Annotated in this window: 9 protein-coding genes; 5 read left to right on the top strand and 4 right to left on the bottom strand. The window is 35.3% G+C overall.

The genetic code is table 11. The annotated features are described in order from the left end of the window. Positions 1 to 5: 5 nt before the first annotated feature. From ACHRWY_RS17625 to ACHRWY_RS17605, 5 genes are all read left to right on the top strand, one after another. Entirely contained in the window at positions 6 to 1,604 is a 1,599-nt protein-coding gene (locus ACHRWY_RS17625; RefSeq protein WP_395356429.1) for a RagB/SusD family nutrient uptake outer membrane protein, read from the top strand. Positions 1,605 to 1,622: 18 nt separating this feature from the next. Further along, the gene (locus tag ACHRWY_RS17620; protein WP_395356428.1) at positions 1,623 to 2,678 is read left to right on the top strand and encodes a hypothetical protein; all 1,056 of its coding nucleotides are present in this window, start codon (positions 1,623 to 1,625) and stop codon (positions 2,676 to 2,678) included. 88 nt (positions 2,679 to 2,766) lie between these two features. After that, positions 2,767 to 4,011 (top strand): glycoside hydrolase family 27 protein, encoded by a 1,245-nt coding sequence (locus ACHRWY_RS17615; RefSeq protein ID WP_395356427.1) that lies wholly within the window; start codon positions 2,767 to 2,769, stop codon positions 4,009 to 4,011. Between the two features lie 2 nt (positions 4,012 to 4,013). Then, the gene (locus ACHRWY_RS17610) at positions 4,014 to 4,979 is read left to right on the top strand and encodes a glycoside hydrolase family 5 protein (protein ID WP_395356426.1); all 966 of its coding nucleotides are present in this window, start codon (positions 4,014 to 4,016) and stop codon (positions 4,977 to 4,979) included. Between the two features lie 615 nt (positions 4,980 to 5,594). Continuing rightward, entirely contained in the window at positions 5,595 to 6,668 is a 1,074-nt protein-coding gene (locus tag ACHRWY_RS17605; RefSeq protein ID WP_395356424.1) for an outer membrane beta-barrel protein, read from the top strand. 361 nt (positions 6,669 to 7,029) lie between these two features. On the opposite strand, the gene ACHRWY_RS17600 is transcribed toward ACHRWY_RS17605, so the two are convergent. The 4 genes from ACHRWY_RS17600 to ACHRWY_RS17585 all read right to left on the bottom strand — a co-directional run bounded on the left by ACHRWY_RS17600 (position 7,030) and on the right by ACHRWY_RS17585 (position 11,619). Next, positions 7,030 to 7,935 carry an N-acetylmuramoyl-L-alanine amidase gene (locus tag ACHRWY_RS17600; RefSeq protein ID WP_395356423.1) on the bottom strand — a complete coding sequence of 302 codons (906 nt, stop codon included), beginning with the start codon at positions 7,933 to 7,935 and terminating at the stop codon, positions 7,030 to 7,032. 34 nt (positions 7,936 to 7,969) lie between these two features. Next, the gene (locus ACHRWY_RS17595; RefSeq protein WP_395356422.1) at positions 7,970 to 8,545 is read right to left on the bottom strand and encodes a hypothetical protein; all 576 of its coding nucleotides are present in this window, start codon (positions 8,543 to 8,545) and stop codon (positions 7,970 to 7,972) included. A gap of 43 nt (positions 8,546 to 8,588) precedes the next feature. Continuing rightward, entirely contained in the window at positions 8,589 to 9,902 is a 1,314-nt protein-coding gene (gene rimO / locus ACHRWY_RS17590) for a 30S ribosomal protein S12 methylthiotransferase RimO (RefSeq protein WP_395356421.1), read from the bottom strand. Positions 9,903 to 10,116: 214 nt separating this feature from the next. Further along, on the bottom strand, positions 10,117 to 11,619 hold the full coding sequence (locus tag ACHRWY_RS17585) for an OmpP1/FadL family transporter (protein ID WP_395356420.1): 1,503 nt from the start codon (positions 11,617 to 11,619) through the stop codon (positions 10,117 to 10,119). Positions 11,620 to 11,656 lie beyond the last annotated feature (37 nt).

Raw genomic sequence — 11,656 nt, 5'->3', positions numbered from 1 at the left:
TTAATATGAAAAATATACTAAAAATAAACTGTGCTGTTGCTATGGCGGTGCTATTGTTGATCTCATCGTCTTGTTCTCAGGATTTTCTGGATGTACCGGCAGAGGGAACTCCTACAATAGGAAATTATTACGACTCTGATTCAAAATTAGACAATGCCAGTAACGGACTTTATGGTATTGTGTGGTTTAATATGAACAAATCGGCATTTTATGGTATTACAGATGTAATTTCAGGAAATATGTATGCAAGTCAGTATAATGATTTTGGAAAATTTACAGATTTAAGTTTTACCAATTCTCAGGCTTTTATATCTGATGCCTGGAGATCCTGTTTTGGGGCCATTGCAAATTCTAACGCTTATATTAGTAATTTACCACAAAGTGTTGGTCCGAATGTTACTAAAGAAGCGCTTAACAATGCCTTGGGAGAATCACATTTTATAAGAGCCTTTTCTTATTTTTTCTTAGTGAGATTATGGGGAAATGTGCCTATCATTGAAAACAATGCCGACTATTCTAAAAACTTTGTTATTCCAAGTAATCCGACTGAAGATGTTTATAAGTTTATAGAAAATGATTTAAAATTTGCCATTGCAAATTTACGAACTAAAAACAGAGGTTCTGATTATGCTTCAAATGCTCACGTGTCAAGCGGATCAGCAAAAGCTTTTTTAGCAAAAGTATATTTGTATCAAAAGAAATACGATTTAGCCAGACAAATGGCACAGGAAGTAATCAATAGTGGAGAATTTAAATTATTGGGCGGAGAAGAATTACCATTGAAATCTTTTGCTGATTTATTTTTACAGAAAAACAATAACAATGAAGAGTCTATCTTTTCATGGCAATGGACAGGTGCGGGAACTTATTTTGAAGGAAACTTCTCTAATACATTATTTGCTCCTGAAAACAGGTTGGTTGAGACTACCTATTCAGGTCAGATCGCTCCCTCTCAGGATTTGATTCATAATGCTTTTGAAAACGGTGATAAAAGAAGAAAAGAAACCTTCATGTTGCCTGGGGATTTTTATCCAAACTTAACCTACGCGCAAACGCTTGCTGTTGATTCTCCATTAATATTGGGATACACTTTTGCTGTAGAAAATGAAGCTCAGAGTTCCGGTGCAGGATTGAAAAAATATGTAATCGGAAAAGAGAATTTACCAATAACAGGACCGTTTAACCCACCGTTTAACGGGGAAAGCAGTATGAACAGTTATATGATGCGTTATGCAGAATTGCTGTTGATTCATGCAGAAGCGATTCTGGGCGGACAATCAGGTAGTACAACGGATGCCCAGGCACTAAAATCTTTCAATGCTGTTCGCAAAAGAGCTGGTCTTCCTGAAAAAGCATCGATTTCATTTGATGATATTTTCAAGGAAAGACGTGCCGAACTAGCGTGTGAAGGAGATTATTATTTTGACCTGGGACGTTTGCCTTTTGCTAAAGCGAAAGCTATTTTAGAAGCACAAAACAGGGGAGATAAGCTAACAGAAAAGCACATCTCAATTACGGCAAGCAACCTTTTACTGCCGTATCCTGCAGATGATTTGATTAAAAATCCAAAATTAACAGAAGTAGCACCGTATACTTTTAAATAATTTTTTAAAAATAAAAATATGAAAAATATAAAAATTGTTTCGTTAGCAGCATGCATGGCATGGATGTTATCTTTAATGTTTTTTAGTTCATGCTCAAATGATGATAGTGCTTCAGCTTATAGCGGTGGACCCGTTATAGAATCAATATCACGTTCGGGGTATGATCTTTCCGGGAATATTCTTCCGTCAACTCCGGTTACTTTAGTAGATCCAAAAAATTATTATATCATTCATGGTAAAGGATTACTATCAACAACAAAAGTTTATTTTAATGATTTTGATACCTATTTCAGGCCCACTTTTGTAACAGATACAGATATCGTTATTTTAGTAGATGAAAATACACCTTATGCTAATGCCTCAAATCAGTTAAAAGTAGTAACAGGAAGGGGGACGGCTGTTTTTAATTTAACGGTAGCACCTCCGGCACCTACATTTAGCAGTTATAATTTTATAAATTGTGCTGAGGGAGATGAAGTAACAATTAAAGGGAAGTATTTCCTGAACCCTGTGGTTACTCTTGCAAAAACAGCTACAGAGCCGGCCGTTCCGGTTACTATAGTATCTTCAACATTAGAACAAATTGTGGTTAAAATACCTGCTAATGCCAATTACAGAAATCTTGCAGTAACCAATATATCCGGAACGGCAACGTCTCTTGAAGCTATAGGAACTGCCATGTATGATGATAAGTTATATGGCATGGAATGGGGCGGTCCGTGGTCTGGTAAAGGAGTTAATTTTGATTTTGACGGAGATTCTTATCAGGGACAAAAATCATGGCAATGGGCCTTCGGTCAATGGGACGGAGGAAATTGGGGTTTCAATTATGATATGACGCGATACAAAGCAATGCGTATTGCAGTTAAAGGAACTAAAAATGGTCAGGTTAATTTTAGTGTAAATGGCGGGCCTAATTATGTTATCCCGGTTACAACTACCTGGGTTTACATGGAAATTCCGTTAAGTAAATTAGGAAACCCTGCAAGTGTTACTATGCTTACATTCCAGGAATCGAATAATGATGGAGGTAATACCGTGTTATTTGATGATATAGGATTTGTATTGAAATAGGTTATTCCGTTTTGAGTTTTGTTTTAAGTATTCCCTAATTCTCCATTAGGGAATACTTTTTTAATATAATTAATTTGAATTTTTAAGAATGAAAAATATCATTTTATTACTCGCTTTAAGTTTGTCATGTTTAGGTTTTGGTCAGGGAAATACGCACACGCAGCTGGCGGGAAAATTTGAAGGTTTGGCAATGACGCCACCAATGGGCTGGAATTCATGGAATACTTTTGAAACCAATATTGACGAAAAATTAGTAAAAGAAACTGCTGATATCATGGTTTCATCAGGAATGGCTGCCGCAGGTTACAATTATATTGTGCTTGACGACGGCTGGATGACCAGAGAACGTGATGCAAATGGAGATTTGGTTCCTGATCCGGTTAAATTTCCTAACGGAATGAAAGCAGTAATCGACTATGTACATTCTAAAGGTTTGAAATTTGGCTTGTACAATTGTGCGGGTACTCAAACTTGTGCCGGATATCCGGGGACTCGTGGTTATGAATATCAGGATGCTCGTTTTTATGCAAAACTGGGAATCGATTTTCTGAAATATGATTGGTGCAATACGCAGGGCATTACAGCAAAAGAAGCCTACACAACAATGAGTAATGCGATTAAAACGGCTGGAAAACCTATTGTTTTTAGTCTTTGCGAATGGGGGGATAATCAGCCTTGGGAATGGGGAAAACCAGTTGGAAATTTATGGAGGATTTCAGGAGATATTTATCCGTGTTTTGATTGTGAATTTAAACATGAAGAAGGGAACTGGTCTTCTTGGGGATTTATGAAAATTATCGAAATGCGTAAAGACATCCGTAAATATTCAGGCCCGGATCACTGGAATGATTTTGATATGATGGAAGTAGGGGACGGAATGACCAATACCGAAGACAAAGCCCATTTTACTATGTGGTGTATGATGGCATCACCGCTTATTGCCGGAAATGATTTCAGAAAAATGTCAAAAGAAACTCTGGCAATTCTAACCAACAAAGAATTAATTGCTGTAAATCAGGATAAATTTGGAATTCAGGGATTTAAATATTCAGCTGAAGATGGAGTAGAGGTTTGGGTTAAACCTTTGTCAGATGGAAATTGGGCGGTAACTTTTTTAAATAGAAGTGAAGTTGCCAAAAAAATCAATTTCGATTGGAAAAAACATACAATCAAAGATGGTGATTTTGGTTATCTGGCTGATTTTAATAGTACCGTTTTTGAGTTAAAGGATTTATGGAAAAATAAAGAAATAGGAAACACTAAAAAGAATTTTGTTTCAGAACTTGCACCTCATGATGTTATTGCCTTGAAATTAATTCGCAAAACGCAATGATTATGAAAACGATAAGAAAACTTTTTATACTTGCCTTCTTGTTATTGGCTTCTGCGTCGAATGCCCAATTTGTAAAACATCATGGTCAGCTTAGCGTGAGCGGAACGCAATTGGTCGATAAAAATAAGAATCCAATTGTATTGCGTGGTATGAGTTTTGGCTGGCATAGTATGTGGCCAAGATTTTATAATGAAAAAGCAGTAAGCTGGCTGAAAAAGGATTTTAATTGTAATGTTGTTCGTGCTGCAATGGGGATTGAGCTTGGAGAATGGTCGTATATAAAGCATCCTGAATTTTCGAAACAAAAAATAGAAGCAGTTGTCAACGGAGCGATAAAATCAGATATCTACGTGATTATTGACTGGCATAGTCATAATATTAATTTAAAAGAAGCCAAAGAGTTTTTTGAAGAAGTTTCTAAGAAGTATGCTAAATATCCCAATATTATATATGAGATCTTTAATGAGCCTGATTACGAGTCCTGGCCAGAGATTAAGGCATATGCCGAAGAAGTAATAACCGTAATTAGAAAAAATGATCCTCATAATGTTATATTAGTAGGATCACCACATTGGGATCAGGATTTAGATCGTCCAGCTGAAGATCCAATTAAAGGATTTGATAATATAATGTATACCATGCATTTTTATGCAGCAACACATGGTAAAGATTTAAGGGACCGAACAGATGAAGCTATAAAAAGAGGATTGCCTGTTTTTGTTTCAGAATCTGCCGGTATGGAGGCTTCGGGTGATGGCCCTTTAAATATGAAAGCCTGGCAGGAGTATGTAGATTGGATGGAAGCCCGAAAGTTAAGCTGGATTACGTGGTCAGTTTCAGATAAGGACGAAACGTGTTCAATACTTAAAAAATCTGCGAAATCAGAAGGGAAATGGAAAGATCAGGACCTTAAAGAATCCGGGATTAAAATTCGTCAGTTTTTAAGAAAATACAATACGCAGGATTAGATTTAGTTGCGTTGTTTTTATAAAGCCTGTTCAGTTTTGAACAGGCTTTATTTTTTTGTAATAATTAGTCATAATATGTCTGGTAAAGAAAATAGAAATAGAGTTTTTAAAGTGTTTTTTATAATTTTGTAAGTTTATTTTTGTAGGAATTTATTTTTGTTGTTTTCAAGTTTTTAAAGCTGATTGTTTGCTTTGTTTTTTATAAGTCTTTTTGTTTGTTTTTAATTAGTACCCCTATTTTTTATAGGGGTGTTTTATTTTTTAATCTGTTTTTATGATGTTTTTGATGTTTTTTAAATTGTTTTTTGCTGTTGTGTGGTGTGATTTTGTGTTTTTTGTCTTGAATTTGGTTATTGAATTTTCAAAAATAATTCAGTATTAATATCATATCACGATTATTGTTAATCTAATTTTTGTAATCCATAATTCTTGCTGTAAAACATCAAAAAAACGGAATTCAATTATTCTACTCATGTAAAAGTTAATAAATTCGCTAATGAAAATGAAGATGTTTTAGAGGCGAAAAAGAGGTTTTAGAAGTGACTTATAGTATACCATACATATATAAAAGATTAACTAACCAGAATCAATTAATAACTAAAAACCAATTAAACCATGAAAAAAGTAGTACACATTTTAGCCGCGATGTTAACGAGCTCTTTTGCTTTTGCCCAAGATGATACTGAAACTTCAGTTTCACCAGCAACCACTTGGGGGGGATCGGCAGACGCTTACTATAAGTATGATTTTTCAAAACAAATGAATGGATTAACGAGCTTTACCAACTCACAAGATTCATTCGAATTAGGAATGGCTTCTATTCAGGCAGGACATACATTCGGGAAAGCTTCTGTCTTTGTAGATTTAGGTTTCGGAAAAAGAGCAGGAGAATTTTCGTATAATGAAACAACAGACAAAGATATTGACGCAAAATTTTTAATTAAACAATTGTTTTTTACCTATCAGATCACAGACAAATTTAAAGTTGTGGCAGGAAGTTTCGGAACACATATAGGCTACGAGGTATTAGATGCAATAAGTAATAAAAACTACAGTATGTCTTATGCGTTTTCTTATGGGCCGTTTTTTAATACCGGAGTAAAAGCACAATATACTTCAGGGAAATTTACCGCTATGTTTGGGATCACAAATCCAACTGATTTTAAATCAGCAATGGATGCCGGTTCGACACAAAAAACATATATAGCACAATTAGGATATATTGGCGAAACGGGAAGCGCTTATTTGAATTTTACCTCAGGCAGCAGTAATCCTGCATCTGACGAGAATAAAACACAAATTGATTTTGTGGCTTCTAAAACAATAACGGATGCTTTTTCCTTAGGATTTAATGCTACTTATGCTAAAACTAAAAATGACTTTGACAGTACTTTAGATGGTGATTGGTTTTCATTAGTAGGATATGCAAGCTATGCTTTTAAACCCTCATTGAGTTTAGCATACAGAATGGAATATTTTGATGCCAAAGATGCCGCTGCCAGTTTAGGAACATTGACGGGATCAAACGTTTTTGCAAATACGGTTTCTTTAAATTATAAAGTAGGGAAATTAACGATAATTCCTGAGTTAAGATACGATGCTGCTTCAGAGGACATATTCCTGGATAAAGACGCTGCACCAACCGGAGGATCTCTCTTCGGATTAATAGCTACAACATACTCTTTCTAGAGATAAAGATTGATATTTTTTTTTTTTTTTTGGAGCTGTCAAAACACACTAATGTTTTGGCAGCTTTTTTATTTGAATACTATTTTCCCTCATCTTTCGCCAAAGTCTCTTGCCACAAATTAAGCGAATTTCTCTGATTGTTTGTGTTCGCTTTTGTTTTTAATTCTTTCAGTGGCCTTTCGTTAAGCTTATATTTTAATTGGTGCTTTGTGTAATTCGGGGTAAAAAACAGATAAATCTTGTTAGTCCGTGGCTAATATGTTTGTTTATTTTGTTCTAATTCAGGACGAGCTTTGGCTACAACAAAAAAGCGCATTTCTAAAATAATTCAGAAATGCGCTTTTGTATATTTTGTACGAAATTATTGTATTTGCTTTTTGTAAATAGAATAAATTGTATCTATTGTTTTTCGATCTAAAGTAGCGGTTACATCGGTTTGAATATAATGTAATTTAAATGCCATAATAGCTGCCGAAAGATTTTTGGTATTGTAGCCAATGATTCTTAAAGCGGGTTCAATTTTAAAATCAAAAGGAGCCTCTTCTAAAACTTCATCAGGCCATATTCCGAAGCCTTTTTCGGCTAAAGTTTTCCATGGAAATAATGCACTTGGATCTTGTTTACGGCCGGGTGCGATATCAGCATGACCTAATACATTTTGAGTCGGGATGTTGTAGTCTTTTTTTAGTTTCGTCAAAAGCGCTACTAAACTGCTGATTTGGGCTTCAGTAAAAGGTTTAAAGCCATTATTGTCAAGTTCTATACCAATAGAAGAAGAGTTTATATCTGTGTTTTTCCCCCACGTTGATGCTCCTGCATGCCATGCTCTTAAATAATCATTTAGCATTTGCACCACTTTTCCGTTTTCAGAAATTACATAATGAGCACTTACCTGTGTTTTGGTTTTGGTAAATGTATTTATGGTTTGCTGAATAGAATCCTGGGCAGTATGGTGAATGATAATGAAACTTGGTTTTCTTAGGTTGAAATTTACAGTCCCAATCCATTCGGTGTTTACGCCATTTAATAAATAGGTAGATCCGGTTTTTGATAAGGTGTCTTTTACAATTCCTAATTGTGCTGCATAAGAAGTGTCAATAATTACGGGACTTACTGCCGGAATGGGTTGTGCTTCTTTGCTGGTAATTTGGTTTTCTAAAGTTTTGAGCTGCTGGTCGTAAGCCTTTTCAGTCGTTTTGTATGGATTTGTGGAGCAAGAAGTAATTATAATTGCTAAAATCAGATAACAAAAATGTTTTTTTGCCATGGTTAATTACATTTTTAAGATGTCTTTCAGACAATTATTCCTGAACTTTTGCCGGCTCAGTATTCTCTTTAATTTCTTTCGTGTCTTTAGAATCTTTTTTCTTTTTTGATTTAGACGGTTTTTTGAGTTCTTTAAAGTTTTCCATAAACGCAGTATACTTTGGTACTTGGTCAGGATTTAAAAAAGCGGTTATTTTTTTAGTCGTGCTTTCTCTTAGTGCTTTAATTTGTTCAAGTTTTTCGTCCTGGCTACTGCTTTCATTCTTTAATAAAATCCCCTGTTCTTTCATGCTGTCTGCTAAAACGTTAGCAATCGCAATAGCTTGAAGTTCATCAAGATTAACTTCAGGTTTCATTTGGTCTACAATTTTGGCAGCTGTCTCTTCAACAGGAATTTCTTTAGGTTTGCTGGTATTACCCTGAGGCCCTCCCATCATACTTCTGTCCATGCCCATTCCGCCACCTCTTCCGTAGCCATTATTTCCATAACCGCCACCACCGTAACCACCTCCGCCATAACCATTATTATATCCATTTCCGTACTGAGCTGAAACAGAATTGAAGCAGAATAAAGTAAAAACTAAAAGGAATAAAGATTGTATAGCTTTCATAAAAGTTTTTTTTATCTAAAATTGATAATTGTTTAGCGTAAATTTAAGCAGGTTCTCCGTATAAATCAAATTCTGTAGCTTCTATTATTTTTATATTAACAAATTCACCTGTTTTTACATAATGTTTAGAAGCATCAATCAAAACTTCATTGTCTACATCCGGACTGTCAAACTCTGTTCTTCCCACAAAATGAGCACCTTCTTTTCTGTCAATAATACATTTGTAGACTTGTCCAACTTTTTCCTGATTCAGATCCCATGAAATCTGAGATTGTAATTCCATGATTTCATTTGCTCTTGCCTGTTTTACATCAGCCGGAACATCATCTTCCAATAAATAAGCATGTGTGTTTTCTTCGTGAGAATAAGCAAAACATCCCATTCTGTCAAACTTCATTTCCTGAACAAAATCTTTCAGTATTTCGAAATCTTCCTGAGTTTCCCCCGGATATCCAACAATTAAAGTAGTTCTAATTGCCATTCCCGGAACAGCAGCGCGAAAATCTTTCAATAACTGAGTTGTTTTCGCCTGAGTCGTACCGCGACGCATGGATTTTAAAATAGAATCTGAAATATGTTGCAATGGAATATCAATGTAATTACAAATCTTAGGTTCGCGCTTCATGATTTCAAGAACATCCATCGGGAAACCGGTAGGGAAAGCATAGTGTAAACGGATCCATTCGATTCCTTCTACTTTTACCAAAGCTTCTAAAAGTTCTCCCAGATTTCTCTTTTTATAAATATCAAGACCGTAATAAGTTAAATCCTGTGCGATCAGGATTAATTCTTTTACACCATTTTTAGCCAAACCTTCAGCTTCTTTAACTAATTTTTCAATAGTTTGAGAAACGTGTTTACCACGCATAATCGGAATAGCACAAAAGCTGCAGGGTCTGTCGCAACCTTCAGCAATTTTCAGGTAAGCGTAGTTTTTAGGAGTAGTCGTTAAACGTTCTCCTAATAATTCATGTTTATAATCGGCTCCCAGCGCTTTCAATAATTGAGGCAATTCTGTTGTGCCAAAATATTGATCTACATTCGGAATTTCTTTTTCTAAATCAGGTCTGTAACGTTCGGATAGACATCCTGTAACAAAAACTTTGTCTACTAATCCTTTGTCTTTTTTGTCTGCATATTCCAAAATCATATTTACTGATTCTGCTTTGGCATTATCAATAAAACCACACGTGTTGATTACGATAATGTTTCCTTCTCTTTCTGCTGGAGCTTCGTGTTCAACTTCTTTTCCGCTGGCACGAAGTTGTCCCATAAGCACTTCACTGTCATACACATTTTTCGAACACCCAAGAGTGATTACGTTAATTTTGTTCTTTTTTAAAGACTTGGTTCTCATACTTTTATAAATTGGAGTGCAAAATTACACTTTTTTATTCAAACACCGCTTGTTTCGGTTTCATTTAGCTGTTTTTTGTGAAGCTATTCGTGTGTCGGTTCTGTCTTTTCCTTGGTAAAGAAGCAAGAAAAAGAATGTCGCTGTCATCAGGGCTAAAAAAAATCCGTCAAGTAAAGAACCTGACGGAAATTTCCATTCATCTATTTAATTTTAATTACAATTCAAATAATAGCGTCAAAGAAACATTATTTAGTTTCGATGTGATGTTTGCTCCATCTGTAAATCCGGTGGCGAAGAATCCCTGGTTCGATTTTCTTTCTAAATAAGAGTATGCTAAATCTACTTTAGTTCCTCCAAAATTATAACCTAAACCTCCTGAATAGCTATTTAGATCTCCAATTGTGGTTCCGTTTTTGTACGGACTTCCCTCAAAGCGATATCCTCCTCTTAAACTCAGTTGTTTAATTTTATATTCCGCTCCAACTCTTAATTCGCCTGTATTTGTTAATTGGTTGCTGATATCATTATTTACACCTCTAAAGCCTGCGTCACTAGTGGGCTTATATTTAGTGTTCCCGTAATCTTTTATAGCATAATCAATACTAATTAAGCCTGATTTGCCAAATATATACGCAGCACTAAATGTTGTCTTTCCAGGAGTTTGAAGGGTGTATGAATCGTATACGTTTATTATATCAGGATTGACAGTTGCATAATTTTCTGGGCCTCCGGCAGCTTGTGTGGTTGTACGTATGCTTTGTGAAACCTCGTCATACAGCTCGTACCAAGTATTTGATTCATATGCTAAACCAAGTCTAAATGATTCTGTGACCTTGGCAATGGCTCCAAGTTGAAAAGAGAATCCATTTCCGTAGGTATAAAGTTCGTTGTTAAAACGTAAATTGGATATAGTTGCGGTTGGTTGTAAAGGATTGCTATTGTCTTCGTAAAAGCTACTGGATCTTCTGAAATCGGTAATGTGTACATTTAAATTTGCTCCAAAGTAAATCCTGTCTTTGTAGGATGTGGCTATATTAAAGCTTAATTTGCTGTTGTATCCTCTGCTATAAATTTCGTTTTCTTGATAGTAATTGCCGCCTGCAGGAACATTTGAAGTATATTGAGTGTTGCTGTTTGTGTCTGTCAAGGGGTTTATTACGAATCCTTTATATCCAAAATAAGCTTGTTGTTCATCGTAAAACTGATCTCTGTAAGGTATTTGAGTTATGTCACCCAAAGGAATTCCATTAGCATAGGCCAAAAAGTATTTGTCAATAGAATTTGTCGGATTTGTACCTGCTGAAAATACATCATTGTTAAAGTTATTAGTATTTTCGTATGATATGCCAAGGGCAATTTTTTTCCAATTGTTGTTTGGATTATGATCTTTAAAAACAAAAACACCTCCGGCCTGGTTTAAAATAAAAGAATTTTCTTTGTCTGAAGTCTGAGTGCCAAAGTAATTAGAGTTGTTTTTTATATTTTGGTTGCTAAGGGTTATTCCAACCTGATTGTTGGAGAATATCGCCGATCCGGCAGGATTGACACTTATAGATGATAAATCACCTCCGACGGCTCCAAAAGCACCGCTCATCGCTCTAAATCTTGCCGTTCCGGTCAAATTGTCCTGTGCATAACGAACAGCATCTGAAACTTCTTGAGAATGTGAGACGCTAACACTTAGTCCCGTAATTAGTAGGAATAATATTTTTTTCATTTGGATAATTTTTAATATGAATCTTTATATTAATGAA

Origin of the sequence: Flavobacterium sp. FlaQc-48 (assembly GCF_044007335.1) — a bacterium.
In the GTDB taxonomy this organism is placed as follows: Bacteria; Bacteroidota; Bacteroidia; order Flavobacteriales; family Flavobacteriaceae; genus Flavobacterium.
This window is presented reverse-complemented; position numbering and strand designations above follow the sequence as displayed.

What these genes read in the sequence shown, in the direction of transcription:
- ACHRWY_RS17605 (WP_395356424.1), top strand. Translation starts at nt 5,595, where the DNA reads ATGAAAAAAGTAGTACACATTTTAGCCGCGATGTTAACGAGCTCTTTT.
- ACHRWY_RS17620 (WP_395356428.1), top strand. Translation starts at nt 1,623, where the DNA reads ATGAAAAATATAAAAATTGTTTCGTTAGCAGCATGCATGGCATGGATG.
- ACHRWY_RS17600 (WP_395356423.1), bottom strand. Translation starts at nt 7,935, where the DNA reads ATGGCAAAAAAACATTTTTGTTATCTGATTTTAGCAATTATAATTACT.
- rimO (WP_395356421.1), bottom strand. Translation starts at nt 9,902, where the DNA reads ATGAGAACCAAGTCTTTAAAAAAGAACAAAATTAACGTAATCACTCTT.
- ACHRWY_RS17585 (WP_395356420.1), bottom strand. Translation starts at nt 11,619, where the DNA reads ATGAAAAAAATATTATTCCTACTAATTACGGGACTAAGTGTTAGCGTC.
- ACHRWY_RS17615 (WP_395356427.1), top strand. Translation starts at nt 2,767, where the DNA reads ATGAAAAATATCATTTTATTACTCGCTTTAAGTTTGTCATGTTTAGGT.
- ACHRWY_RS17595 (WP_395356422.1), bottom strand. Translation starts at nt 8,545, where the DNA reads ATGAAAGCTATACAATCTTTATTCCTTTTAGTTTTTACTTTATTCTGC.
- ACHRWY_RS17625 (WP_395356429.1), top strand. Translation starts at nt 6, where the DNA reads ATGAAAAATATACTAAAAATAAACTGTGCTGTTGCTATGGCGGTGCTA.
- ACHRWY_RS17610 (WP_395356426.1), top strand. Translation starts at nt 4,014, where the DNA reads ATGAAAACGATAAGAAAACTTTTTATACTTGCCTTCTTGTTATTGGCT.